Below are 25,865 nucleotides of genomic sequence, written 5' to 3' on the forward strand. Positions count from 1 at the left end.
TGTTTGCCGTTGTTCCGTGTCAGTGGAGGCGCATTATAGGGAGTTCTGAGACGTTGACAAGCCTTGTTTTAAAAAAACTTTTCAACCGTCTCTTTTTTGAACGAATCAGGCTGAAACAGGCAGTTTTTCGAGCGTTTCAAAGCCATAACGCTGTAAAACGGGTAAAAGTTGCTCAGTTTCTGGGGTTAACGCCATACAGTAAGCCACGTTAGCCTCACATGATTTCGCATCCGGCGCTTCATGTTCTAACAACCAGGCTGTTCTACGCGCGATCGCCGCGCCGGAATCCACTAACCGAGTTCCTTCTGGAAGCACCTGTAGAAGTTCTTCCTGTAATAGAGGGAAGTGGGTGCAGCCGAGCACGACGGTATCTGGCGGCTCCTGCATACGTAACCACGGGCGCAGAATGCGACGCAGCTCTTCCAGCGGTACAGGTTCGCCGTGCAGCTTCGCTTCAGCCAATACCACCAGCTCCGCCGATCCCAGCATTTCTATCTGGCACTCATTGGCAAAGCGTGCAATCAGCTCATGGGTATAAGGACGTTTCACCGTTCCTCGGGTTGCCAGTAATCCGATAATACGGTTAGCAGACAGCCGCGCCGCCGGCTTAATCGCAGGCACTACGCCCACCACCGGGAATTCGAATTTGTCACGCAGCGCTGGCAGCGACACGGTGCTCGCCGTATTACAGGCGATAACGGCCAGCGCGAGCGGATAGCGTTGCTGTACAGCAGTGACAATTTCAACGACGCGCTCCACGATAAACTCTTCGCTCTTTTCCCCGTATGGGAAAGCCACGTTATCGAAAGCGTAGATGTAATGAAGATTCGGCAGAAGGTGCCGAATCTCATCGTAGACCGACAGCCCACCTACCCCAGAATCAAAGACCAGGACGGTGGGACGTGGTTCAGAAGGTGTAGCTGCCAGACAAGGTGTATTCCCGTCCTGCAGTTTGGTAGCCATAAACTGTCTCGTAATCTTTATCGAACAGGTTGGCTATTTTACCACGAACTGTCAGGTGTGAGGTGATCGGATATGAAGCCGATACATCAACGGTGCTGTAACTCGGTAAAACCTGCTGCGTTGGATTGTACTGCGACGTGTTGTTATCGTAGCGCTTACCGTAGTATTGCCACGACACATCCATATCAACATTAAACATTGACCAATCGAGCTGATATTTCGCCTGACGTTTTGAACGGCGCGCCAGCACTTCACCGTTATCATCATTGCGTGGGTCGATATACTGCAACGTCACACGATGGCTGAAGATGCCAGTATCCACACTCCCTGTCCATTCCACACCTTTAATCGTGGCGGAGTTGATGTTGTCATACTCACCCGCCCAGGTTACCGGATCAGAATAGTAGGTAATAAGGTTGCTTATCTTGTAATGGTAAGCCGACAGACGCCAGTCCAGCGGGCCCGTTAATCCTTCAAGCCCAGCTTCCCACTGCTTTGACTCTTCCGGTTTCAGGTTCGGGTTAGAATTGATGCCGAAGCGGGTTGAGCCGAACTGCTGACCCAGAGACGGAGCCAGGAAGCCCGTGCCGTAGGAGAGCGTCGCGCGATAGTTTTCGACAAACGCCCAGCCTGCGGTTGTCTGCCAGGTGCCATGCCAGCCAAACTGCTCATCGTGGTCTTCACGGCCAGATGCTTCGAGCGTAACAGTACCGAACTGCTGCTGCCCAGTTAAATACAGCCCAGTGTTGTCACGTTTATAGCTATCCGACATCGTCGTACTGGATGACGTTAAACGCTGTTGCTGCCAGTCCACACCCGCGCTAATAGACCCCTGCCCAACCTGAACGTTGTTACCCCATTGCAGGTTACGCTGCGTCATATTATCCAGCGTAGTGCCATCGTTATAGCGGCCGTAGATACTGCTGTAGTTGTAGTCCTTTACCTTCTGGTAGCTTGCAATTAGCTGCGAAGAGTAAATTCCTGAATTAAATTGCAGCCCGGTATCCCAGGATTGGTTATAGAGTTGTTCTTCGTCAGCGCTATAGTTTTTAGACGTCGGCGGGCTGCCCAGATCATAATCAGAGTTGTTGGTATAGCTATGCCCACGGAAAAAGCCGGACAAGCTGTCATTAAATTTATGCTCCAGGCTACCCCAGAAGGTCTTATTGCGAAAACCGTCACGATCGCTGTCGTGATCCCAGCTTGAACCCGGCTGGACGTTAAAACCTTTAGTGCTTTCATAGGAGCCTGCAACGGTTGCTACCGTGTCGCCAAAACGCTGACGCAGCGTACCATCATAATGCTGGTAGCCTTTCGACCCCATTCCGGCATCAATTTTTGACTCGTCGTTGTCGGAGCGCGTAATAACGTTAATGACCCCGCCCATCGCACCAGAGCCATAAATTGCCGAGCGAGGCCCGCGGATATATTCCACGCGCTGCACTAAAGAAAGCGGAATTTGATTCAAGTCTGGCGTATTGGAAATGCCAGGACGGCTCATCGGGATACCGTCAACCAGTACCAGCACCTGGCGCGTTTCCGTGCCACGAATAAAGAGAGAAGAAGACTGCCCCATACCGCCATATTGCGCGATATCGACGCCAGGTAAACGACGCATAACGTCGTTCAGATTCTTCGCCTGCCAGCGATTGATCTCCTCGCGCGTAACCACATCCGTTGGCGCTAATACAGTATCAACCGGTTGTTGAAAACGGTTGGCGGTCACCACCAGCGTGTCTAAATTGCTATTTTGCGCCCAGCCGGAAAATGCTGTGACGGATAACGCCGTCATCAGCGAAGCTTTTTTAATCATTTTTCAAAGCATCCGAAACATAAAAAAGGATGCCGCAGGTTTTATCCGTAGTTCGCGACGATAAAACCTTAAGCGACGTAATCCGGCAGGTCTTCGGGCTTGGAGGCTGTTTAAAATCATGATGACTTCCCACGGCACGCCGCAGTGTCTGCACCAGGTGCGCTCATGATTTACCTTCCTTACCGCTGCGCGTCAGCCCCAGATTTACACTGGGTTCCCTTTTAACTCACAGGACCGGGGCACAAATGCTACATTTAGTTACATATAGATGTCCAGACTGCTATTTATCATTTTCGCTGACATCGACACTGGACATCCCCTGAGCAAGCCCTACAATCCTCGCGTACTTTTATTATTCAGGATGCATAATGACCCCCGAACACCTCCCAACCGAACAGTACGACGCTCAGCTCGCCGAGAAAGTCACTCGCCTGCAAACGATGATGACGCCGTTTAGCGCACCCGCGCCGGAGGTGTTTCGCTCACCGATCAGCCACTACCGGATGCGCGCAGAATTCCGCATCTGGCATGACGGCGATGACCTGTACCACATCATGTTCGACCAGCAGACCAAGAGCCGCATTCGCGTTGACACATTCCCGGCTGCCAGCGAACTTATCAACGCGCTGATGACCGCCATGCTCGACGGAGTGCGCGACAATCATAGCCTGCGCCATAAGCTGTTCCAGATTGACTACCTCACCACCTTGAGCAACCAGGCGGTGGTATCGCTGCTGTACCATAAAAAGCTGGATGACGCCTGGCGCGAGCAGGCCGAAGCCTTGCGTGACGCTCTGCGCGCGCAGGGTTTCAACGTGCACCTGATTGGCCGCGCAACCAAAACGAAAATCGCGCTGGACCAGGACTATATCGACGAGTGTCTGCCGGTTGCGGGTACAGAGATGATTTACCGCCAGGTTGAAAACAGCTTCACCCAGCCAAACGCGGCGATGAACATCCAGATGCTCGAATGGGCGCTCAACGTCACGCAGAACTCACGCGGCGACCTGCTGGAGCTGTACTGCGGTAACGGCAACTTCTCACTGGCGCTGGCGCGTAACTTCGAGCGCGTACTGGCGACCGAAATTGCCAAACCGTCGGTGGCAGCGGCGCAATACAACATTGCGGCTAACCACATCGACAACGTGCAGATAATCCGCATGGCGGCGGAAGAGTTTACTCAGGCAATGAACGGGGTGCGGGAATTTAACCGCTTGCAGGGAATTGATTTGAAAAGCTATCAGTGTAAGACAATTTTTGTCGATCCACCGCGTAGTGGGCTGGATAGCGAAACGGAGAAGATGGTGCAGGCGTATCCGAATATTCTGTACATCTCCTGCAACCCAGAGACGCTGTGTCAGAACCTCGAAACCCTCAGCCAGACGCATAACATCAGCCGACTGGCGCTGTTTGATCAGTTCCCATATACACACCATATGGAATGCGGCGTACTGCTCACCAGCAAATAATCCCCCGTAGGCCTGATAAGCGCAGTGCCATCAGGCATTGCGCCAATCCTTGCCGGATGGCGGCGTAAACGCCTTATCCGGCCTACAAATAACCCCCGTAGGTCTGATAAGCGAAGCGCCATCAGGCATTGCGCCAATCCTTGCCGGATGGCGGCGTAGACGCCTTATCCGGCCTACGGTGTGCGGAAGATTATTCGGTCACCTGGTGTTTACGATGACGCATTTTAAAGCCAATCCAGAACACCAGAATCACCGACAGCACCGCCGGGAAGAAGTTAGAACCGATATCCGGGTATTCCGCCCGCACCACGGTGCTATACAACAGCACACCTAAAATAAAGCAGGCGGCAGCCAACCCCGGTAAACCGACCGGCATCGTGCGGTTTTGATAACGTTGATGCAGACAGTACACCGTCAGCACCAGCGAAATAATCGGGAACACAGAGAATGGCACGACAGAGCTAAACAGTGCCGCAAACGTCCCGTTAATCGATAAGCCAGCTAACAGCGCCAGCAACAGCGTACCTCTATCTTGACCTAACTGTTTCATTGCTCGTCTACCACCTTATTCGGAATAATGTGACACTTTTCTTGTTCGCGGCGATACCAATAGTACGCGCCTTTGGAAATCATCCGCAGTTGTAACACCAGCCGTTCTTCTAAATGACGGCGTTGCTCAGGGCTGACGTCCAGCGCTTCGGCCCCCGCGCTAAACACAATAGTCACCATCGCTTCGGCCTGCGCTTCAGTAAACGCACGCGGCATATGGTTTTCGATTTCCAGATAGTCAGCAAGTTCCGCAATGAAGTGTTGAATTTCACGGGCAACCGCAGCACGAAATGCCGCAGACGTTCCTGAACGTTCCCGCAGTAACAGGCGGAAGGCGTTCGGGTTGTTGCCGATAAACTCCATAAAGGTTGAAACGGAGGTGCGGATAACGCTGCCGCCTTTAGCGATACGCTGGCGCGCCTGGCGCATCAACTGACGGAGCATCAAACCGCTCTCATCAACCATGGTCAGCCCAAGCTCATCCACATCACGGAAATGACGATAAAAGGAGGTTGGCGCAATTCCCGCCTCGCGTGCAACCTCACGTAGGCTCAGGCTGGCAAAGCTACGCTCGGCGCTTAGTTGACTAAATGCCGCTTCTACCAGCGAACGCCGGGTTTTCTCTTTTTGTTGCGCTCTAACACCCATCACGATGACTGAATCCTTCCACATGCCATGTTGGCACTATACCAGAGATTAAAACGAATCCGCTTACGTCGCTTTGTTAATGATTATTTACACGCTATTTATGCTATTTCGCTGGAAAAAAGCCCAACGATAATTGGGTTATTCTTTCGATGATGTTATGATTCTGTTGCTTTTATGTATAAGAACAGGTAAGCCTTACCATGCCACATTCCTACGATTATGATGCAATAGTAATTGGTTCCGGCCCCGGCGGCGAAGGCGCTGCTATGGGACTGGTGAAGCAAGGAGCCCGTATCGCCGTGATAGAGCGTTATCATAATGTCGGCGGCGGTTGTACCCACTGGGGCACTATCCCCTCCAAAGCCCTTCGCCATGCCGTCAGCCGTATTATCGAATTCAACCAGAACCCTCTCTACAGCGACCACAGCCGACTTCTCCGTTCCTCATTTGCCGACATCCTGAATCATGCTGATAGCGTTATCAATCAGCAAACCCGTATGCGTCAGGGCTTTTATGAGCGCAACCACTGCGAAATGTTGCAAGGCGACGCCCGATTCGTCGATGAGCACACCATCGCCCTGGAATGCCCGGACGGCTCGGTTGAAACGCTAACCGCCGATAAGTTCGTCATCGCCTGTGGTTCGCGCCCGTATCGCCCCGCAGACGTCGACTTTAGCCACCCGCGCATTTACGACAGCGACTCTATCCTCAGCCTGCACCACGAACCTCGCCACGTCATTATCTACGGCGCGGGGGTTATCGGCTGCGAATATGCGTCTATCTTCCGTGGAATGGACGTCAAAGTTGACTTGATCAACACCCGCGATCGCCTGCTGGCATTCCTCGACCAGGAAATGTCAGACTCACTGTCGTATCACTTCTGGAACAGCGGCGTAGTGATTCGCCACAACGAAGAGTACGAGAAAATTGAAGGCGTGGACGACGGTGTGATCATGCATCTGAAGTCCGGGAAAAAACTCAAAGCCGATTGCCTGCTGTTTGCCAACGGTCGTACCGGCAACACCGACTCCCTGGCGCTGGAAAACATAGGCTTACAGGCTGATGGCCGTGGTCAGTTGAAAGTCAACAGCATGTACCAAACCGCATTGCCGCACGTCTATGCCGTAGGCGATGTCATTGGCTATCCGAGCCTGGCCTCTGCCGCTTACGATCAGGGCCGCATCGCCGCACAAGCGTTAATGCGAGGCGAAGCCACCGCGCACCTGATTGAAGATATCCCAACGGGTATCTACACCATTCCAGAAATCAGTTCTGTCGGCAAAACTGAGCAACAGCTAACTTCAATGAAAGTGCCTTACGAAGTGGGCCGTGCGCAGTTTAAACATCTGGCGCGGGCGCAAATCGTCGGCATGAGCGTGGGCAGTCTGAAAATCTTGTTCCATCGTGAAACCAAAGAAATTCTAGGCATTCACTGCTTTGGGGAGCGCGCAGCCGAAATTATTCATATCGGCCAGGCCATCATGGAGCAGAAAGGCGGCGGTAATACCATTGAGTACTTCGTTAACACCACCTTTAACTACCCCACGATGGCAGAGGCCTATCGAGTTGCAGCGTTGAACGGCTTAAACCGCCTTTTTTAACGTCTTCTCGAAATGGCCATCCATCGTGCTGCGGATAGCCTCTGCGAGCTGCTCATAGCGGCTACGCAGGGGCGATCCTGGTCGATAGACCAGACCGACGGTGCGGCGAGGTTCCGGCTTAATGCACGGCAGATAGATAACGCCATCACGTTTGCGTTCCTGCGGCACAGACAGCGCAGGCAGTAGCGTAATACCGCTTCCCGCCGCCACCATATTGCGCAGCGTTTCCAGGCTGGTCGCGCGGAAATGGGTATCTTCATCCGCGCCCGCTTCAAAACAGAAACCCATCGCCTGGTCACGCAGACAGTGACCGTCTTCCAGCATCAGCAGTTTTTCACCCGCCAGATCGGACATCGGCACGCGATCGCGCTCTGCCCACGGATGATTTTCATAGATCGCCAGCATCATCGGCTCGTCATACAGCGGCACTTCGATAAATGCTTCGCTTTCCTTCACTAAAGCCAGAATGGCGCAGTCCAGCTTACCGCTATCAAGCTGAGCAAGCAGCTGATGGGTTTGCGCTTCATGCAGATACATTTCCAGTTTTGGGAAGGTTTGATGCAGCATCGGGATAATATGAGGCAGCAGATACGGGCCAACAGTCGGAATCAAGCCGATATGCAACGGGCCAGACATCGCCTCCCCTTGCTGGCTTGCCATCTCCTTAAGCACTTTGACCTCGCGTAGCACTGTACGCGCCTGGTCCACCAGCAACAGCCCGGCCTGGGTAAACAGAACCTTGCGGCTGGTGCGTTCCAGCAGCATGACGCCCAGTTCATCTTCCAGTTTGCGAATTTGTCCGCTGAGAGTCGGCTGACTGACATGGCACGAGTCTGCCGCCCGGCGGAAGTGTCGGTGTTCGGCAAGCGCCACCAGGTATTCAAGATCACGAATATTCATTATTCATCCTCCATCGCCATGATAGCCCATGGCGATAGATAGAATAGCAACGAATGATTATCCCTATCAAGTTTTCTGTTTAATAATACAGCACAGAAACAGGTGGCCTCGTTTAACCCTTGAAGTCGCCACACTGATTTCAGAGTTTCTCTCAAACTCGACTAAATAAAGCTAAAATGAACGTTTTGCGGGCCCCGTGGCCCGCTTTTTTTGTCTTTATTCCGCCGACACACTCACCCCAAACGCGCCTGCGCGTCGCTAATCGCTTGCGCAACTTGCTTCGGCGAGACGCCGCCTTTTGCCGCGCGTTTATCAAGGCATGATTGCAGCGACAGAATTGGGTACACATCCTCACCAATCACCGCACTGAATTTTTGCAGGTCAGCCAGCGCCAAATCTTCCAGCGGTTTGCCCTGGGCAATGGCTTCGACCACCGCTTCACCAACAATATGGTGCGCTTCACGGAACGGCACACCTTTGGCAACCAGATAATCCGCCAGCTCGGTCGCATTAGCATAGCCTTGCTGCGCAGCTTCCTGGCAACGTGGGCGTTTCACTTGAATGCCATCGAGCACCAGCGCCGCCATATGCAAGCAGTCAAGCCAAGTATCCAGCGCGTCAAAGACCCCTTCTTTGTCTTCCTGCATATCTTTGTTATACGCCAGCGGCAGGCCTTTCAGGGTCATCATCATGCCAGTCAGCGCCCCCTGCACACGGCCACATTTACCGCGAATCAGCTCCAGCGCATCGGGGTTTTTCTTCTGCGGCATCAGCGAGGAACCTGAAGTCACACGGTCAGAAAGCTCGACAAAACCGGCTTCACCGGTATTAAAGAAGATTAAGTCTTCGGCAAAGCGCGATAAATGCACCATCCCGATAGAAGCATCAGAAAGCAGTTCCAGCACGTGGTCACGGTCAGAAACGCTGTCCAGGCTGTTGCGTGTTGCTGAAGCAAAGCCCAACCAACCCGCCAGTTGTTCACGGTCGATTTCATAGGCGGTTCCCGCCAGCGCACCGCAGCCCAGCGGGCTGACATCAAGGCGCTTTAACGTATCCTGAAGGCGGCTTTCATCACGCGCCAGCATCTCAACGTATGCCAGACACCAGTGAGCAAAAGTGACCGGCTGCGCGCGTTGCAGGTGGGTATAACCCGGCATTACTGCATCCTGATTCGCCTTTGCGGTCGCGACCAGCGCGCTTTGCAACTGATGGTTTGCCGCCAGCAGTTCTGCCACGGTGTCTTTGCACCACAGCTTGAGGTCAGTGGCGACCTGGTCGTTACGGCTACGTCCGGTGTGCAGTTTCTTGCCCAGTTGGCCAACTTTATCGATAAGTTTGCCTTCAACCCAGCTATGAATGTCTTCAGCATCGCTGTCGAGAATTTGCTGCGGATTAGCGCGAACCTCTTCCAGCAACACGCTCAGCGCCTGTTCGAGCTGAATCTGTTCTTCTGCGGTCAGTACGCCAACGGTTACCAGCGCTTTAGACCAGGCGACCGAGCCAATGATATCCTGCTCCGCCAAGCGATAGTCAAAACGTAAAGAGTCGTTGAACTGTTTGAACCGCTGATCCGCTGCCTGAGTAAAACGCCCGCCCCAAAGTGCCATAACATGCTTCCTTAAATTCTTCGATTTCACTGCCGGATAGCGCTGCGCTTATCCGGCACATAAAAAGTTAAGCCAGAATACGTGTGCCAATCGGCGTGCCATTAAACAGCGCCGGTAACTGCTCGGCATGACGCCAGGAGGCGATATCGACCGGGCGTCCGAGTGCGCGCGCGGCATCCAGCGCAGCATTCACTTTCACAATCATGCCATCGGTAATAATGCCCTGGTCAATCAGTTGCTCGGCTTTCGCCGCCGTCATTTCAGCAATGCGCTGGCCTTTACCATCCAGAATACCGCTCACGTCAGAGAGCAGAATTAAATCCGCGCCCAGCGTTGCCGCCAGCGCCGTCGCCGCCTGGTCGGCGTTGACGTTCATCAGTTGCCCTTCAGCGGTCACACCAATCGAGCTAACAACAGGCAGGAAACCGCCTTCCAGCAGCAGATTAATCAGTTTCGGCGAACCTGGCTGCGCCAGCCCCACGTGTCCGAGATCTTCATCAAGCTGAGTAATGCTCACGCTGTCGCCATCACCGAGGTACAGGCCAACAGACGCAATATCATGTTTTTTCGCCCACGCCAGCAGGGTTTTGTTAGCCGTACCCGCCAGCGCGCCGGTAATAATGTCGATTTGGTCAGCAGGCGTGACCCGCAGGCCTTCTTTCTTTTTCACCGGCAGGTTGAGCTTCTTCATCAGCTCATCAACCACGCAACCGCCGCCGTGGACAATCACCAGCGGGCGTTGATGCGACTCGCGGTAATTTACCAGCGCGGTAAACAGGCGCTCCAACGCTTCTTCGCTATCGAGTAACACGCCGCCCAATTTGATAATTAATGGATTCATCGTCACCACACCTTAAATAAGAGACTGCGTCTCAGCGAAGCCGAAACGGATATTGGCGCACTGCACAGCCTGCGCGGCGGCGCCTTTCAATAAATTGTCTTCAGTTGCCACCACAATCAGGTGCTCGCCCTGAACAGCAAAACCGATATCGCAAAATGGCAACCCAACCACATTTTTCAGCGCCGGAACGCCTTTGTCGTATAAACGCACCAGCGGTTTATTGCCGTAGGCCTGTTGCAGCGTCTGCGACACTTGCTCATGGCTCACACCCGGTTTCAGGCGGCAGGTGATGGTTTCCAGAATACCGCGCGGGAAGTTGCCCAAATGCGGGGTAAAGATAACGTCTGCGCCCAGATGGCTGGCGATTTCCGGCTGATGGCGATGCGTGAACACACCGTAAGGTTGCAGGCTCACTTCGCAAAAACTATTGGAAATAGCCGCTTTACGCCCCGCGCCGCTCACGCCACTGGTGGCGTTGATCACCGGCCACTGGCTGAGATCCAAGAGATCGGCCTCAATCAGCGGTTTTAACGACAACTGCGCCGCCGTTGGGTAGCACCCCGGAACAGCAATCAGATTCGCCTCTTTCAGCACATCCGCGCTCCACTCGGCAAGGCCGTACACCGCCTGCGCCAGTAGATCAGGATGCTGATGAGTAAAACCGTAGTATTTTTCGTAGAACGCGCCGTCATTAACACGGAACGCCCCGGAAAGATCGAACACCACGCAGCCCGCCGCGAGGAATTGCGGGGCCAGATCGTGACTCACTTCATGGGCGGTGGCGAGAAACACCACATCAACGCCCGCACTGAATTCGCTGATATCGGACATCGGTTGCAGCGGCAAATCGACGATGCCTTTTAGCTGCGGATGTAAATCGGAGATAAGCTTACCCGCATCATTGCTTTGCGCTGAGACGGTCAAAGCGGTTATGTTCATATGAGGATGGCGATTTACATAGGTCACAAGCTCTGCGCCAGCGTAACCGCTCGCGCCCACAATCAGCGTATTCAACATCGGGGCTGCTCACCTTCTTATGTCTGTTTTCCTGGCTAAGCGTCGTGACATAACCCTACCATTTGTGGGTTTTATTACGCCTAACGATAATGTATTTTTATTCACAAATACTGCATGAATATTGATACTATCATGACCCGAGGTGTGTCAACAATGAAAAACAATTTACCCCCATTTATCGAGATTTATCGCGCATTGATCGCCACACCGTCCATCAGCGCAACCGAAGAAGCGCTCGATCAAAGTAATGCGTCTTTAATCACTCTGCTGTCTGACTGGTTCGCCTCTTTGGGCTTTAATGTTGAGGTTCAACCCGTCCCCGGAACCCGCAATAAATTCAACCTGCTGGCCAGCATCGGCCAGGGTGCGGGCGGCCTACTGTTAGCCGGGCATACTGACACCGTCCCCTTCGACGACGGACGTTGGACGCGCGACCCTTTCACCCTCACCGAACACGACAACAAGCTGTACGGCCTGGGCACTGCCGACATGAAAGGTTTCTTCGCCTTTATTCTTGATGCTCTGCGTGATGTCGATGTGACGCAGTTGAAAAAGCCGCTCTACATTCTGGCGACGGCAGACGAAGAAACCAGCATGGCTGGCGCACGCTATTTTGCCGAGTCCACCGAGCTACGACCGAACTGCGCCATCATCGGCGAGCCAACCTCGCTGCAACCGGTGCGCGCCCACAAAGGCCATATGTCCAACGCCATCCGCGTACTGGGCCAGTCGGGCCACTCCAGCGATCCGGCGCGCGGGGTGAACGCAATAGAAATCATGCACGATGCGATTGGCCGCGTAATGCAACTGCGCGACTCGCTTAAAGAGCGCTACCACTACGAGGCGTTTACCGTGCCGTATCCCACGCTCAATCTGGGTAGCCTTCACGGCGGCGATGCCTCAAACCGCATCTGCGCCTGCTGCGAACTGCATATGGATATTCGCCCGCTACCGGGCATGACGCTAAACGATCTCAACGGTCTGCTGAATGAAGCACTGGAGCCGGTTAGCGCCCAATGGCCTGGACGCCTGACGATAAGCGAACTGCATCCGCCGATTCCAGGCTACGAATGCCCGCCGGATCACCCCCTGGTGGAAGTGGTCGAGAAATTGCTTGGCGCGCAAACCGAAGTCGTCAACTACTGTACCGAAGCGCCGTTTATTCAAACGCTCTGCCCGACACTGGTGCTTGGCCCCGGTTCTATCAATCAGGCCCACCAGCCGGATGAATATCTGGAAACCCGCTTTATTAAACCTACCCGCGAGCTAATCACCCAGGTTGTACATCATTTCTGCTGGCATTAACGCCAGCGGCGTTGCGTTTATTGAGCCAATACCTGGACAAATAAACGCAGCGCCACCCCGCGATTAATCCTCTTAATTCCCGTGCGCTTGCTCACATTTTCATAAGCATTACTTATCTGGGTGGATGCGAATTAACTTTCGTAAATTGCTGGCATTTATTCGTTTGCTGAAGCGATTTCGCAGCAATTGACGTCAGGTGTTTTACGTGGCTTTATAAAAGAGGTGTCTTTTATCCCTGCCCTTTCGTTCCAAAGGACGGGATATAACAAAATAAAATGAGATGGGGTATCTGGGTTAATGAACGAACAATATTCCGCGTTGCGTAGTAATGTCAGTATGCTCGGTAAAGTGCTAGGCGATACCATCAAGGATGCGCTTGGTGAAAACATTCTTGACCGTGTAGAAACAATCCGCAAATTGTCCAAATCGTCCCGTGCTGGCAATGAGGCTAATCGTCAGGAACTGCTGAGCACCTTGCAGAACCTCTCCAACGATGAATTGCTGCCCGTTGCCCGCGCATTCAGCCAATTTCTGAACCTGGCCAACACCGCCGAGCAGTACCACAGCATCTCGCCAAAAGGCGAAGCGGCGAGCAACCCAGAAGTGATTGCCCGCACCCTGCGCAAGCTCAAAAACCAACCCAATCTCAATGAAGCCACCATTAAACAGGCTGTTGAATCCCTGTCGCTGGAGCTGGTGCTGACCGCGCACCCGACCGAGATCACCCGTCGTACGCTTATCCACAAAATGGGTGAAATCAACAACTGCCTGAAACAGCTCGATAACTCTGATATTGCCGACTACGAACGCAACCAGGTGATGCGCCGTTTGCGCCAGTTGATTGCGCAGTCCTGGCATACCGATGAAATTCGTAAGCACCGCCCAAGCCCGGTTGATGAAGCCAAATGGGGCTTTGCGGTGGTAGAAAATAGCCTGTGGGAAGGCGTGCCGAACTATCTGCGCGAACTGAACGAACAGCTAGAAGAAAACCTCGGCTACAAACTGCCGGTAGATTTCGTCCCCGTGCGCTTCACCTCCTGGATGGGCGGCGACCGCGACGGCAACCCCAATGTCACCGCCGAAATCACCCGCCACGTGCTGCTATTAAGCCGCTGGAAAGCCACCGACCTGTTCCTGAAAGATATTCAGGTTCTGATCTCTGAACTGTCGATGGTTGAGTGCACCGACGAGTTGCGTGAGTACGTGGGCGAAGCGGGCGCGGCCGAACCGTACCGTTTCTTGCTGAAAAATCTGCGTAGCCAACTGGTCTCCACTCAGGCCTGGCTGGAAGCGCGCCTGAAAGGCCAGCGTCTGCCGAAACCGGCAGGCCTGATTAGCCAGAACGAACAACTTTGGGAACCGCTGTACGCCTGCTATAAATCGCTACAGGCCTGCGGCATGAGCATTATCGCCAACGGTGAGCTGCTCGACACCCTGCGCCGCGTGAAATGTTTCGGCGTACCGCTGGTGCGTATCGACGTACGCCAGGAAAGCACTCGCCACACCGAAGCGCTGGGCGAACTGACCCGTTATCTGGGTATCGGCGACTACGAAAGCTGGTCGGAAGCCGACAAACAAGCGTTTCTGATTCGCGAACTGAACTCTAAACGCCCACTGTTGCCACGTAGCTGGGAGCCAAGCAACGAAACTCGCGAAGTGCTCAACACCTGCAAAGCGATTGTTGATGCGCCGCAAGGCTCGGTGGCTGCCTATGTTATCTCAATGGCAAAAACGCCGTCCGACGTGCTGGCGGTTCACCTGCTGCTGAAAGAAGCCGGTATCACCTTCGCGCTGCCAGTCGCACCGCTGTTCGAAACGCTGGACGACCTGAACAATGCCAACGATGTCATGACGCAGTTGCTGAGCATCGACTGGTATCGCGGCTTTATTCAGGGCAAACAGATGGTCATGATTGGCTATTCCGACTCCGCAAAAGATGCGGGCGTGATGGCTGCCTCCTGGGCGCAATACCAGGCGCAAGATGCCTTGATCAAAACCTGCGAAAAAGCTGGCATTGAGCTGACGCTATTCCACGGTCGCGGTGGTTCCATCGGTCGCGGCGGCGCACCAGCCCACGCTGCACTGCTCTCGCAACCGCCGGGAAGCCTGAAAGGCGGCCTGCGTGTCACCGAGCAAGGCGAGATGATCCGCTTCAAATACGGCCTGCCGGAAGTCACCGTCAGCAGCCTGTCGCTGTACACCAGCGCAATTCTGGAAGCAAACCTGCTGCCGCCGCCAGAACCGAAAGATGAATGGCGTCGCATCATGGACGAGCTGTCGGATATCTCCTGCGAGATGTACCGTGGCTACGTGCGCGAAAACAAAGATTTCGTGCCTTACTTCCGTTCCGCCACGCCAGAGCAAGAGCTGGGCAAACTGCCGCTTGGCTCACGTCCGGCAAAACGTCGCCCAACCGGCGGCGTCGAATCGCTGCGCGCGATTCCGTGGATCTTCGCCTGGACACAGAACCGCCTGATGCTGCCAGCCTGGCTGGGTGCGGGCGCGGCGCTGCAAAAAGTGGTCGAAGATGGCAAGCAGAGCAAGCTGGAAGCCATGTGCCGTGACTGGCCGTTCTTCTCTACCCGCTTAGGTATGCTGGAGATGGTTTACTCGAAAGCTGACCTGTGGCTGGCGGAGTACTACGATCAGCGCCTGGTAAAACCAGAGCTGTGGGCGCTGGGTGCGGAGCTGCGCGAGTTGCTGGAAGCGGACATTAAAGTGGTGCTCGACATCGCCAACGATGCGCACCTGATGGCTGACCTGCCGTGGATTGCCGAGTCTATCCAGCTGCGTAACATCTATACTGACCCGCTGAACGTCCTGCAAGCCGAGCTGCTGCACCGTTCGCGCAAAGCAGAAGAAGAAGGGCTGGAACCGGATCATAACGTCGAACAGGCGCTGATGGTCACTATCGCGGGCGTCGCCGCCGGTATGCGTAACACCGGTTAAGCCGACGTTTATTCGCATTCACTGCCACCCGGCGCACATAAAAGGGCCACATTCTTTGTGGCCTTTTTTTATGCCAGAGGTTAAGGTTTCCCTGTTGTACACCGCGACAGGGAGTCCCATGCTTCTCGACATCAACCCACTGCTCTACCACATCGCCTCCGGCGTGACCCCACTGCAAAAAATCTGGTTTGCCGGAAGCCACGCGCCCGCACCAGAGATGGCATTTCGTGTCGATTTCCCACGTCTGGAAATTCTGCTCAGCGGGCAACTCAGCGATGCCGGATTGCATGAAGATGGCGTCCAAATGCAGGAATTTGATGCGCTATACGTCCCCGCTGGGGGCTGGAACTTCCCGCAGTGGCAGCAACCCGCCACCACCCTGAGCGTACTGTTTGGCAAACAACAGCTCGGTTTCAGCGTACAGCAGTGGGATGGTTATCAGTTGGAAAATGTCGCCAAACAGCACGTAGCTCGCCGTGGGCCACGTGTGGGATCGCTACTGTTGCAAACCCTGAGCGAAATTCAAATGCAGCCCAGAGAGCAACAAACCGCCAGGCTAATTGCCACTAGTCTCATCAGCCACTGCGGCGACCTTCTCAGCAGCCAAATTCAAACTGCATCGCGCAGTCAGGCGTTGTTTGATGCCATTCGTGAACATATTGATAGCCACTTTGCCGAGCCGCTGACCCGAGAATCGGTAGCGCAGGCGTTCTACATTTCGCCCAATTATCTGTCGCATCTGTTCCAAAAAAGCGGCGTAATGGGGTTTAACGAATATCTCAACCATACTCGGTTGGAACACGCCAGACGGCTGTTGAAAGGGTATGACCTGAAGGTCAAAGAGATTGCCCACGCCTGTGGTTTCATCGACAGCAACTATTTCTGCCGCCTGTTTCGTAAGAAAACGGCGCGCTCGCCGTCAGAATATCGCCGCCAGTATCACAGCCAGATCACTACGTTAGAATAATATGCGTGTGCTGTGGAGCTGAAAGCAGCTTGCGCACCGCACTCATCGTTTTTTGCGGCTCACGTAGAAAAGCGTTAATGCCCGACTGCACATACCGGCTCTGAGTAAAACGGTCTGCGCCATTAAGCTCAATATCGGTAATCAGCAATACCGCATCCGCCCGGCGGATGTCCTCCTCGGTGAGCGCATTTTCAATGCCCAGCGCCCCTTGAGTTTCAATTTTAATCGTCCACTTTTCCTGCTGGCAGAGCTTTTCCAGACGTTCAGCCGCCATATAAGTATGGGCAACCCCGCTTACGCAGGCGGTGACCGCCACTAACATTCGTCCGCTCGTTACTGTCATCGTCCCCTCCTTGCAGAAAATACACACTGGCGGGCGCAAAAAAAGGTTTTCGCACCCGCCAGTAGCTGAGTTTCAATGGTATCGAAATCGCCTTACGCGCTCTGCGCTAAGTGTGCCTCAATTTTATTCATAATAGCGTCAGCGCGTTTAACCGCATCGCTAATATTAACGCGCACGATGGTTTTCCCCGCGAAACGCTCCTCAAACTTGATGCCGATATCTTTGGTCAGAATGACCATATCCGCCGCCGCCACATCGCTCGCCGTCAGCTCATTTTCCTGACCAATCGAGCCCTGCGTTTCTACTTTCACGTTCCAGCCTTTTGCTTTCGCCGCACTCTCCAGCGCTTCCGCTGCCATATAAGTGTGTGCTACGCCGGAAGGACAAGCCGTTACCGCAATAATACTGGTCATAATCTCTACCTTCTCAATTAGTTAATTTCAAAATCTAAATCTAAGTCGTCTTCTTTTTCGACAACCGCTTTTTTGTTCTTACGCGCCAGGCTTTTCAGCACGTTAACGCTGACGGCAGTCACCACCGCACCGACCACAATCGCCAGCAAGTAACCTAATTTGCCTTCAACCACCGGCAGCACAATCAGCCCGCCCCACCCGGCGTAGCACTGTGCCCCCATCAGCGCGGCGATAACCGCACCACAAACGGAACCCAACATAATGGACGGGATAACGCGCAGCGGGTCAGCGGCAGCAAACGGAATCGCCCCTTCGGTAACGCCCACACAGCCCATTACCAGCGCCGCTTTACCGGTTTCACGCTCTTCGTTATTAAAGTTTTTACGATTAATCAGCGTCGCCAGCCCCAACCCCAGCGGCGGTACGCAAATCCCGACGGCGGCAATCGCCACCACGGTATATACGCCCTGCGAGACACAAATCAGCATGAACGCATAGGCCACTTTGTTCACCGGGCCGCCCATATCAAACGCCAGCATCAGGCCCATAATCACCGCCAGCACCACGATGCTGCCCTGCTGCATCCCTTGCAGCCACTGCGTCAGGCTCGTTGTCAGCAGGCCGACCGGCTCACCCAGCCCCCACATCATGATTCCCGCCGTAATAAGCGTGCCGATAATCGGAATGACGAAGATAGGCATGACCGAGCGCAACACCTTATGCACTGGGATTTTCTTCAGGTAGTAAACGACGATACCGCCGATAATCCCGGCGATTAGCGCACCAAAGAACCCCGCGCCGAAGCTGTTACCCACCCATGCGCCAATGGCGCAAGGAGCCAGCGCAGAACGTTCTGCAATCGAATAACCAATGTAAGCCGCCAGAAACGGCACCATCAGCGTCAGGCCCGCGACGCCAATATCAAATAGCTTTTTGAGGTTAGGGTCGGTTGCCGCATCCGGCACTGCACCCTTGCCATACAACATGACGGAAACCGCCAGTAAAATACCGCCCGCAACCACAAACGGGATCATGTGAGACACACCGGTCATTAAATGCTGACGGGTGTTTTTGAGTATTTGCACCAATTCTTTCATCAGTTGCTCCTGGGCTTATGCGGCCCATGTCCATTAAGGTGTCGAGGCAACAATAGGCAATTGAGTGCGGGACAGACAGTGGATAAAAAGTGCATTTACTGGATATTTGTAATGTCAGGAGAAAAATGCGATCAGATTCAAAAGTTGGTGTTAACACAACCTTTATAAGCAAAGTCGCAACCTGTGAGGCCGCTCTCACTTTCCGGCAGATAATACATTTGTCCAGTTTTTGACATAATTGTCAGATAGCGAGGCCGCCAGCAACCCTCCTATTCTGTTACCCATATCGAATGATTTGGGAGATAAGGTTATGGCGTTGGTTATTGAATTTGTCTGCGAGCTACCGAACGGCGTGCACGCCCGCCCGGCCAGCCATGTCGAAACGCTGTGCAATACATTTAGCTGCGCTATCGAATGGCATAACCTGCGTACCGACCGGAAAGGCAATGCCAAAAGCGCATTGGCGCTTATCGGCACCGATACCCTGGTGGGCGATCGCTGTCGGTTGCTGCTTGATGGCGCTGACGAACAGGCCGCGCACGAGCGCCTTGCCGTGTGGCTGAAAGAGGAATTTCCACTGTGCGACGCACCGCTGGCGCAGGTTGCTCACATCGAACAAGAAGCGCTGCCAGAATCCTTAACCCGCCTCAACCCGACGCTGTTCCGCGCGCTGCCGGTGTGTAACGGTAGCGCGGGCGGCGTTTTAACCCAGCTTGCCGCGCTGGATCTCGACAAACTGGGCGACCTGCCTGCCGCACAAAGTGCGGAACAAGAACAGTCTGCGCTGGATAACGGTTTAACCATGCTGGTCAAAACCCTGGAACTGCGCCTGCTGGATAGCGACAGCACCGCCAGCGCTATTCTGGAGGCTCACCGTTCGCTTGCCACCGACTCCTCATTGCGCCAGCACCTACTGGCGGGCGTGAACAACGGGCTAAGCTGCGCCGAAGCTATTATTGAAAGCACCCGCCATTTCTGCGCCGAGTTTTCGCGATCCAGCAGCACGTATTTACAGGAACGCGCGCTGGATATGCGCGACGTTGGCTTCCAGCTATTGCAGCATATTTATGGCGAGCAGCGCTTCCCCGCACCGGGACAACTGACGCAACCGACCATTTGCATGGCGGAAGAACTGACGCCGAGCCAATTTCTGGAGCTGGACAAAACGCTGCTCAAAGGGCTGTTACTGCAAAGCGGTGGCACGACGTCACATACGGTTATCCTCGCGCGTTCATTCAATATTCCCACCCTCGTTGGCGTCGAAACGGCAGCGTTAACGCCGTGGCAGAACCAGTTGGTGTATCTCGATGGCAACGCCGGAGCGGTGATTGTCGCGCCAGACGAGGCGATTACGCGTTACTACCAGCAGGAAGCGCGAGTACAGGATGCCATTCGCGAGCAGCAAAGCGTGTGGCTGCATAAAGAAGCGCGTAGCGCCGACGGGATTCGCCTGGAAGTGGCGGCCAATATCGCCCACTCGGTAGAAGCACAGGCGGCGTTTGGCAACGGCGCGGAAGCCGTAGGGCTGTTCCGCACCGAGATGCTTTATATGGATCGCGCCTGCGAGCCAGGGGAAAGCGAGCTGTACAATATTTTCTGCCAGGCGCTGGAACATGCCGATGGGCGCAGCATTATCATCCGCACAATGGATATCGGCGGCGATAAGCCGGTGGATTACCTCAACATTCCGGCGGAGAACAACCCATTCCTCGGCTATCGCGCGGTGCGCATCTATGAAGAATACGCCACGCTATTCACCACTCAACTGCGCGCCATTCTGCGCGCCTCGGCGCACGGCAGCCTGAAAATTATGATTCCGATGATCTCCTCAATGGAAGAGATCCTGTGGGTCAAAGAGAAAGTGGCCGAAGCCAAACAGCAGTTACGTAGCGAACATATTCCGTTTGATGAACGTATTCCGCTGGGCATCATGCTGGAAGTGCCGTCGGTGATGTTCATCATTGACCAGTGCTGTGAAGAGATTGATTTCTTTAGCATCGGCAGTAACGACCTGACGCAATACCTGCTGGCGGTCGATCGCGATAACGCCAAAGTGACCCGCCACTATAACAGTCTGAATCCGGCTTTCTTACGCGCTCTCGACTTCGCCGTACAGGCGGTACATCGTCAGGGCAAATGGATTGGCCTGTGCGGTGAACTGGGGGCGAAAGGCTCGGTACTGCCGCTTTTAGTTGGGCTGGGGCTGGATGAAATCAGCATGAGCGCACCGTCAATTCCGGCAACCAAAGCGCGCCTGGCGCAGCTCGACAGCCGCGCATGCCGCCAGTTGCTCAATCAGGCCATGGCTTGCCGCACCTCGCTGGAAGTGGAACATTTGTTGGCGCAATTCCGCATGAGCCAACAGGACGCACCGTTGATTACGCCGCGCTGCATTTCGCTGGATAACGACTGGCGCAGCAAAGAAGAAGTGATCAAAGGCATGACCGATAACCTGCTGCTCGCAGGGCGCTGCCGCTATCCGCGCAAACTGGAGGCCGACCTGTGGGCGCGTGAGGCCGTTTTCTCTACCGGATTAGGCTTCAGTTTCGCCATTCCGCATAGCAAATCCGAACATATCGAGCAGTCAACAATTAGCGTCGCGCGCCTGCCCGCCCCTGTGCAATGGGGTGATGAAGAAGCGCAGTTCATCATTATGCTGACGCTCAATAAACATGCGGCGGGCGACCAGCATATGCGTATTTTCTCGCGTCTGGCCCGCCGCATTATGCATGAAGAATTCCGCAACTCACTGGTGAACGCCGCCTCTGCCGACGCGATTGCCAGCCTGCTGCAACACGAACTGGAACTTTAAGAGGAAATAGCATGGAACTGTATCTGGATACCGCCAATGTGAAGGAAGTTGAACGTCTGGCGCGCATTTTCCCGATAGCGGGCGTGACCACCAACCCGAGCATTGTCGCCGCCAGCAAAGAATCAATCTGGGACGTGCTGCCACGTTTGCAAGCAGTGATTGGCGAAAATGAGACGCTATTTGCCCAAACCATGAGCCGCGATGCCGAAGGCATGGTGGCAGAAGCGCGCCGCTTAAGTAACGCCGTACCCGGTATTGTGGTCAAAATACCGGTAGCAGCCGAAGGACTGGCCGCGATTAAACAACTGAAAAAAGAAGGGATCCCGACGCTGGGAACGGCAGTATACAGCGCCTCACAAGGGCTGCTGGCCGCGCTGGCGGGCGCTGAATACGTCGCGCCATACGTCAACCGCGTAGACGCCCAGGGCGGCGATGGCATCCGCATGGTGCAAGAACTGCAATCGCTGCTGGAGCTACACGCGCCGGGTAGCAAAGTGTTGGCCGCCAGTTTTAAAACACCACGTCAGGCTCTGGATTGCCTGTTAGCAGGATGTGAGGCTATCACCTTGCCTTTAGATGTAGCGCAACAAATGATCGGTACGCCCGCGGTAGAGTCAGCGATAGAGAAGTTCGAGCAAGACTGGAAAAACGCATTTGGTCATCTGAACCTGTAAGGGAGATATGTATGGATCGCATTATTCAATCACCAGGTAAATATATTCAAGGTGCTGACGTTATCACTCGGTTGGGCGATTATTTAAAACCAATGGCTGATAGCTGGCTGGTCGTTGGCGATAAGTTCGTGTTGGGCTTCGCCGAAGAGACACTGCGCAACAGCGTGACTTCCGCTGGTTTGTCGGTAGAAATCGCGCCGTTTGGCGGCGAGTGCTCGCAAAATGAAGTTAACCGTCTGCGCGATGTCGCCACTCGCGCCAAATGCAGCGCGATTTTAGGTATCGGCGGCGGGAAAACGCTGGATACCGCTAAAGCGCTGGCTCACTTTATGAACCTGCCGGTGGCGATTGTGCCAACTATCGCCTCCACCGATGCGCCATGCAGCGCGCTGTCTGTGCTGTACACCGATGATGGCGAGTTTGACCGTTACCTGATGCTGCCGCATAACCCAAACATGGTTATTGTCGATACCAAAATTGTCGCAGGTGCACCGGCTCGTCTGCTGGCAGCGGGTATTGGCGATGCGCTGGCAACCTGGTTTGAGGCTCGTGCATGCTCACGCAGCGGCGCAACCACGATGGCTGGCGGCAAGTGCACTCAGGCAGCGTTAGCGCTGGCAGAGTTGTGCTACAACACGCTAATTGAAGAAGGCGAAAAAGCGATGCTGGCGGCAGAACAACATGTCGTCACTCCGGCACTGGAGCGCGTGATTGAAGCCAACACCTATTTAAGCGGTGTCGGCTTTGAAAGCGGCGGCCTGGCGGCGGCTCACGCCATTCACAACGGCCTGACGGCGATTCCTGACGCGCACCATTACTATCACGGTGAGAAAGTGGCATTCGGCACACTGACTCAGTTAGTGCTGGAAAACGCCTCGGTCGAAGAAATTGAAACCGTTGCGGCGCTGTGCCACTCCGTTGGCCTGCCAATCACGCTGGCGCAGTTGGATATTAAAGAGGATATCCCAGCGAAAATGCGCAAAGTAGCCGAAGCAGCCTGTGCAGAAGGTGAAACCATCCACAACATGCCTGGCGGTGCGGATGCTGACCGTGTTTACGCAGCGCTGCTGGTTGCCGACCAGTACGGGCAGCGTTTCCTGAACGAGTGGGAATAATCCTCCTACCCAATAAAACAAAAATCCCCGCCAAAGCGTAATGCTTGTCAGTAAAGGGGATTTCTACTTTTAGTATCGCCGCCAGTTGCGCTCATTGAATGAACAGCCAGAACCAGAGTGGCTGAAACCGATGAGTCCCCGATGGAAATCGGCGAGCCGGAGAAAGGAAGACAAGGTCAGACCGCCAGGGATGGCGGGCTGAGGCGAACCGAGACAGGATGTCGAGTTTCGCCGTGCCGCAGGCTGGAGTTCGCAGGCGAGCGTAGTGCGAAGCACCTCATTTCCCTGCGGGGCCGCAGGGATTGTCAAGGGGACTCGGCAGTCCCCTTGACCCGTTCACAGGAACAGAGGCTTCATGTTCTACAAAACATCAGGTGAACGGAATGTGGCGCTTAACTAACAAAAATCCCCGCCAAAGCGGGGATTTTTTATTCCGTCAAACCTTACAGCAGGTCAAAACGGTCAAGGTTCATCACTTTCACCCATGCGGCAACGAAGTCTTTTACGAACTTCTCTTTCGCATCGCTGGAGGCATACACTTCAGCCAGTGCGCGCAGTACCGCGTTGGAACCAAATACCAGGTCGGCACGCGTTGCCGTGTATTTCACTTCACCGCTCACACGATCACGCCCCTCGAACAGCTCGCTAGTGGCATCGGTGGCTTTCCACTCGGTGCGCATATCCAGCAGGTTGACGAAGAAGTCAGTGCTGAGCGCGCCAACGTTGTCGGTAAAGACACCGTGCTGGCTGCCGTCGAAGTTTGCGCCCAGCACACGCATACCGCCTACCAACACCGTCAGTTCCGGTGCCGTCAGCGTCAGCAGTTGTGCTTTATCAATCAGCAGGGATTCCGTGCTCGCCTCGCTCGCTTCGCCGCGATAGTTACGGAAACCATCGGCAACCGGTTTGAGCAGCTCGAACATCTCGATATCCGTCTGATCCTGGCGCGCATCAACGCGGCCTGGAGTGAACGGAACCTGAATGCTAACGCCCGCCGCTTTCGCCGCTTGCTCTACGCCCACTACACCTGCCAGCACGATAATATCGGCCAGCGATGCTTTGTGTGCCGACTTATAAATGCCTTCCAGCACCGGCAGAACTCGTGCCGCCGTGGCGTTCACCGCCCAGCTACGCTGCGGAGCCAGCGCCAGACGCGCACCGTTCGCCCCACCGCGTTTGTCACCGCCACGGAAGGTCGAAGCCGAAGCCCATGCCACCGAAACCAGCTCACTGACCGAGAGGCCAGAGGCCGCGATCTCCGCCTTCAGGCTTTCGATATCTTCAGCCGTCGGATGGAAGAACGGATGCGGTAGCGGATCTTGCCAAATCAGATCTTCTTTCGGAACTTCTGGGCCGATGTAACGCGCTTTTGGCCCCATATCACGGTGGGTCAGTTTGAACCACGCACGGGCAAAGGCTTCGTTAAAGGCCTGCGGATCGTTCAGGAAACGACGAGAAATTTTCTCGAATTCTGGGTCAAAACGCAGCGTCAGGTCAGTGACCAGCATGGTTGGTTTGCGCTTTTTCGACGGGTCGAACGGGTCTGGAATCAGATCCGGTGCGTCTACCGCTTCAAACTGAATAGCGCCAGCCGGGCTGCGGGTCTGTACCCATTCATATTTGAACAGGTTCTCGAAGAAATAGTTGCTCCACTGAGTTGGCGTCTGCGTCCACACGACTTCCAGACCGGAAGTGATGGCATCAGCCCCCACGCCAGTACCAAAATCGCTTTTCCAGCCCAGGCCTTGATTTTCAATCGGCGCAGCTTCTGGATCTGGGCCAACGTGAGTTGCCGGACCAGCACCGTGGGTTTTACCCAGCGTGTGACCACCAGCAATCAGGGCGACGGTTTCTTCATCGTTCATCCCCATGTTGCCGAAGGTTGCGCGAATCGCTGCCGCTGCTGACAGCGGTTCACCGCTGGCGTTCGGCCCTTCTGGGTTGACGTAGATCAGACCCATTTCGGTTGCCGCCAGCGGACGTTCTGCCAACGCTTCTGGATCACGGTGCGCCAACCAGGCTTTCTCATCACCCCAGTTCACGTCTAAGTCCGGTTCCCAGACATCTTCACGACCGGCACCAAAGCCAAAGGTACGGAAGCCGGAGTTTTCCAGCGCGACGTTCCCCGCAAGGATATACAGATCGGCCCAGGAAATTTTCTGGCCGTATTTTTGTTTGATTGGCCACAGCAGGCGGCGCGCCTTATCAAGGCTTACGTTATCCGGCCAGGAGTTCAGCGGTGCGAAGCGCTGTTGACCACGCCCTGCGCCACCACGGCCATCCATTGAACGGTAGGTTCCCGCGCCGTGCCATGCCATGCGGATAAACAGCCCCACATAGCTACCCCAGTCGGCAGGCCACCAGGATTGCGAATCTGTTAACAACGCGCGGATATCTCCCTTCAGCGCGGAGTAATCTAATTTGCTGAATTCTTTGCGATAATCGAAGTCTTCACCCAGCGGGTTGGAGCGATTGGAGTGCTGATTAAGAAGATCGACGCGAAGCTGCTTCGGCCACCAATCTTTATTGCTGGTGCCCGCGCCAGCGCTCTGGTCGTGGCTGCCACCGTGGTGGAAAGGACATTTACCTGAATTTTGGATGTCGTCTGGTGTGCTCATTCACAATGCTCCCTTACAGTATTTATCATTAAGATATACACCCCTGCTGATAAGTTATAGCTGAAATGACCCACGGATTTGATAGTTAATTCCTCTCGTTTTTCCCTTGTCAGAGAGGAATTTCTGCACAGGTCAACATTATCCTTACATTAAACAGGGTTGAA

General features: G+C 54.5%; 19 protein-coding genes, 2 pseudogenes and 1 riboswitch. Of the genes and pseudogenes, 8 read left to right on the forward strand and 13 right to left on the reverse strand.

All coding sequences use genetic code 11. The features are described 5' to 3' along the window. Positions 1–105: 105 nt before the first annotated feature. Both murI and btuB read right to left on the reverse strand, forming a co-directional pair. Positions 106–963, reverse strand: a complete 858-nt coding sequence (murI, locus tag AC6I4B_RS22560) for a glutamate racemase (RefSeq protein ID WP_497768315.1) — start codon at positions 961–963, stop codon at positions 106–108. Continuing rightward, positions 908–2,776, reverse strand: a complete 1,869-nt coding sequence (btuB, locus tag AC6I4B_RS22565; protein ID WP_497768316.1) for a TonB-dependent vitamin B12 receptor BtuB — start codon at positions 2,774–2,776, stop codon at positions 908–910. Before btuB ends, murI begins: the two co-directional genes overlap by 56 nt. 67 nt (positions 2,777–2,843) lie before the next feature. Then, a riboswitch (cobalamin riboswitch) is annotated at positions 2,844–3,030 on the reverse strand. A gap of 114 nt (positions 3,031–3,144) precedes the next feature. On the opposite strand from btuB, the gene trmA reads away from it, so the two are divergent. Beyond that, complete coding sequence (gene trmA / locus AC6I4B_RS22570) at positions 3,145–4,245, forward strand: tRNA (uridine(54)-C5)-methyltransferase TrmA (protein ID WP_497768318.1); 1,101 nt, start codon at positions 3,145–3,147, stop codon at positions 4,243–4,245. Between the two features lie 30 nt (positions 4,246–4,275). Here the strand turns inward: trmA and AC6I4B_RS22575 are convergent. The 3 genes and pseudogenes from AC6I4B_RS22575 to fabR all read right to left on the reverse strand — a co-directional run. Then, a pseudogene (locus tag AC6I4B_RS22575) lies at positions 4,276–4,407 on the reverse strand (hypothetical protein); the annotation flags it as partial. Positions 4,408–4,435: 28 nt separating this feature from the next. Then, the gene (locus AC6I4B_RS22580) at positions 4,436–4,795 is read right to left on the reverse strand and encodes a YijD family membrane protein (protein ID WP_497768319.1); all 360 of its coding nucleotides are present in this window, start codon (positions 4,793–4,795) and stop codon (positions 4,436–4,438) included. Positions 4,796–4,810: 15 nt separating this feature from the next. Further along, positions 4,811–5,445 (reverse strand): annotated as a pseudogene (gene fabR / locus AC6I4B_RS22585) (HTH-type transcriptional repressor FabR). A 197-nt stretch (positions 5,446–5,642) separates the two neighbouring features. Between fabR and sthA the strand changes: the two are divergent. Then, the gene (gene sthA / locus AC6I4B_RS22590) at positions 5,643–7,043 is read left to right on the forward strand and encodes a Si-specific NAD(P)(+) transhydrogenase (RefSeq protein ID WP_497768321.1); all 1,401 of its coding nucleotides are present in this window, start codon (positions 5,643–5,645) and stop codon (positions 7,041–7,043) included. Here sthA and oxyR read toward each other — a convergent pair. The 4 genes from oxyR to argC all read right to left on the reverse strand — a co-directional run bounded on the left by oxyR (position 7,026) and on the right by argC (position 11,408). Further along, positions 7,026–7,943: a DNA-binding transcriptional regulator OxyR gene (gene oxyR / locus AC6I4B_RS22595; RefSeq protein ID WP_497768322.1), complete on the reverse strand. Its 918-nt coding sequence runs from the start codon at positions 7,941–7,943 to the stop codon at positions 7,026–7,028. The two genes, sthA and oxyR, sit on opposite strands and share 18 nt — an antisense overlap. A 233-nt stretch (positions 7,944–8,176) precedes the next feature. Further along, entirely contained in the window at positions 8,177–9,550 is a 1,374-nt protein-coding gene (gene argH, locus AC6I4B_RS22600) for an argininosuccinate lyase (protein ID WP_497768324.1), read from the reverse strand. Between the two features lie 67 nt (positions 9,551–9,617). Continuing rightward, a complete protein-coding gene (argB, locus tag AC6I4B_RS22605) occupies positions 9,618–10,391 on the reverse strand; it encodes an acetylglutamate kinase (protein ID WP_497768325.1) in 774 nt (257 codons plus the stop codon). Positions 10,392–10,403: 12 nt separating this feature from the next. Beyond that, the gene (gene argC / locus AC6I4B_RS22610) at positions 10,404–11,408 is read right to left on the reverse strand and encodes an N-acetyl-gamma-glutamyl-phosphate reductase (RefSeq protein ID WP_497768326.1); all 1,005 of its coding nucleotides are present in this window, start codon (positions 11,406–11,408) and stop codon (positions 10,404–10,406) included. A 153-nt stretch (positions 11,409–11,561) separates the two neighbouring features. On the opposite strand from argC, the gene argE reads away from it, so the two are divergent. The 3 genes from argE to AC6I4B_RS22625 all read left to right on the forward strand — a co-directional run bounded on the left by argE (position 11,562) and on the right by AC6I4B_RS22625 (position 16,629). Beyond that, the gene (gene argE / locus AC6I4B_RS22615; RefSeq protein ID WP_497768328.1) at positions 11,562–12,713 is read left to right on the forward strand and encodes an acetylornithine deacetylase; all 1,152 of its coding nucleotides are present in this window, start codon (positions 11,562–11,564) and stop codon (positions 12,711–12,713) included. Between the two features lie 297 nt (positions 12,714–13,010). Then, positions 13,011–15,662 (forward strand): phosphoenolpyruvate carboxylase, encoded by a 2,652-nt coding sequence (ppc, locus tag AC6I4B_RS22620; RefSeq protein ID WP_497768329.1) that lies wholly within the window; start codon positions 13,011–13,013, stop codon positions 15,660–15,662. 118 nt (positions 15,663–15,780) lie between these two features. Then, a complete protein-coding gene (locus AC6I4B_RS22625; RefSeq protein ID WP_497768331.1) occupies positions 15,781–16,629 on the forward strand; it encodes a helix-turn-helix transcriptional regulator in 849 nt (282 codons plus the stop codon). On the opposite strand, the gene AC6I4B_RS22630 is transcribed toward AC6I4B_RS22625, so the two are convergent. From AC6I4B_RS22630 to AC6I4B_RS22640, 3 genes are all read right to left on the reverse strand, one after another. Continuing rightward, on the reverse strand, positions 16,616–16,972 hold the full coding sequence (locus AC6I4B_RS22630) for a PTS fructose-like transporter subunit IIB (protein ID WP_497768332.1): 357 nt from the start codon (positions 16,970–16,972) through the stop codon (positions 16,616–16,618). The two genes, AC6I4B_RS22625 and AC6I4B_RS22630, sit on opposite strands and share 14 nt — an antisense overlap. A gap of 92 nt (positions 16,973–17,064) precedes the next feature. Continuing rightward, positions 17,065–17,385, reverse strand: coding sequence for a PTS fructose-like transporter subunit IIB (locus AC6I4B_RS22635; RefSeq protein WP_497768334.1), 321 nt, complete (start codon positions 17,383–17,385; stop codon positions 17,065–17,067). Positions 17,386–17,402: 17 nt separating this feature from the next. Beyond that, positions 17,403–18,482, reverse strand: a complete 1,080-nt coding sequence (locus AC6I4B_RS22640; protein WP_497768335.1) for a PTS fructose transporter subunit EIIC — start codon at positions 18,480–18,482, stop codon at positions 17,403–17,405. A 310-nt stretch (positions 18,483–18,792) separates the two neighbouring features. Here AC6I4B_RS22640 and ptsP point away from each other — a divergent pair, with 310 nt between their 5' ends. Genes ptsP through gldA form a run of 3 tightly spaced genes read left to right on the forward strand, consistent with a single transcriptional unit; the run spans position 18,793 to position 23,083 of the window. Then, a complete protein-coding gene (ptsP, locus tag AC6I4B_RS22645) occupies positions 18,793–21,294 on the forward strand; it encodes a phosphoenolpyruvate--protein phosphotransferase (protein WP_497768337.1) in 2,502 nt (833 codons plus the stop codon). Between the two features lie 11 nt (positions 21,295–21,305). Next, positions 21,306–21,968: a fructose-6-phosphate aldolase gene (gene fsa, locus AC6I4B_RS22650; protein WP_497768338.1), complete on the forward strand. Its 663-nt coding sequence runs from the start codon at positions 21,306–21,308 to the stop codon at positions 21,966–21,968. Between the two features lie 11 nt (positions 21,969–21,979). After that, complete coding sequence (gldA, locus tag AC6I4B_RS22655; protein WP_497768340.1) at positions 21,980–23,083, forward strand: bifunctional L-1,2-propanediol dehydrogenase/glycerol dehydrogenase; 1,104 nt, start codon at positions 21,980–21,982, stop codon at positions 23,081–23,083. 443 nt (positions 23,084–23,526) lie between these two features. Here gldA and katG read toward each other — a convergent pair whose 3' ends face one another. Then, the gene (katG, locus tag AC6I4B_RS22660) at positions 23,527–25,701 is read right to left on the reverse strand and encodes a catalase/peroxidase HPI (protein ID WP_497768341.1); all 2,175 of its coding nucleotides are present in this window, start codon (positions 25,699–25,701) and stop codon (positions 23,527–23,529) included. Positions 25,702–25,865 lie beyond the last annotated feature (164 nt).

The sequence above is a fragment of the Kluyvera fluvialis genome (assembly GCF_059725275.1).

Coding starts and splice junctions, on each gene's coding strand:
- murI (WP_497768315.1), bottom strand. CDS start 963: ATGGCTACCAAACTGCAGGACGGGAATACACCTTGTCTGGCAGCTACA.
- btuB (WP_497768316.1), bottom strand. CDS start 2,776: ATGATTAAAAAAGCTTCGCTGATGACGGCGTTATCCGTCACAGCATTT.
- trmA (WP_497768318.1), top strand. CDS start 3,145: ATGACCCCCGAACACCTCCCAACCGAACAGTACGACGCTCAGCTCGCC.
- AC6I4B_RS22580 (WP_497768319.1), bottom strand. CDS start 4,795: ATGAAACAGTTAGGTCAAGATAGAGGTACGCTGTTGCTGGCGCTGTTA.
- sthA (WP_497768321.1), top strand. CDS start 5,643: ATGCCACATTCCTACGATTATGATGCAATAGTAATTGGTTCCGGCCCC.
- oxyR (WP_497768322.1), bottom strand. CDS start 7,943: ATGAATATTCGTGATCTTGAATACCTGGTGGCGCTTGCCGAACACCGA.
- argH (WP_497768324.1), bottom strand. CDS start 9,550: ATGGCACTTTGGGGCGGGCGTTTTACTCAGGCAGCGGATCAGCGGTTC.
- argB (WP_497768325.1), bottom strand. CDS start 10,391: ATGAATCCATTAATTATCAAATTGGGCGGCGTGTTACTCGATAGCGAA.
- argC (WP_497768326.1), bottom strand. CDS start 11,408: ATGTTGAATACGCTGATTGTGGGCGCGAGCGGTTACGCTGGCGCAGAG.
- argE (WP_497768328.1), top strand. CDS start 11,562: ATGAAAAACAATTTACCCCCATTTATCGAGATTTATCGCGCATTGATC.
- ppc (WP_497768329.1), top strand. CDS start 13,011: ATGAACGAACAATATTCCGCGTTGCGTAGTAATGTCAGTATGCTCGGT.
- AC6I4B_RS22625 (WP_497768331.1), top strand. CDS start 15,781: ATGCTTCTCGACATCAACCCACTGCTCTACCACATCGCCTCCGGCGTG.
- AC6I4B_RS22630 (WP_497768332.1), bottom strand. CDS start 16,972: ATGACAGTAACGAGCGGACGAATGTTAGTGGCGGTCACCGCCTGCGTA.
- AC6I4B_RS22635 (WP_497768334.1), bottom strand. CDS start 17,385: ATGACCAGTATTATTGCGGTAACGGCTTGTCCTTCCGGCGTAGCACAC.
- AC6I4B_RS22640 (WP_497768335.1), bottom strand. CDS start 18,482: ATGAAAGAATTGGTGCAAATACTCAAAAACACCCGTCAGCATTTAATG.
- ptsP (WP_497768337.1), top strand. CDS start 18,793: ATGGCGTTGGTTATTGAATTTGTCTGCGAGCTACCGAACGGCGTGCAC.
- fsa (WP_497768338.1), top strand. CDS start 21,306: ATGGAACTGTATCTGGATACCGCCAATGTGAAGGAAGTTGAACGTCTG.
- gldA (WP_497768340.1), top strand. CDS start 21,980: ATGGATCGCATTATTCAATCACCAGGTAAATATATTCAAGGTGCTGAC.
- katG (WP_497768341.1), bottom strand. CDS start 25,701: ATGAGCACACCAGACGACATCCAAAATTCAGGTAAATGTCCTTTCCAC.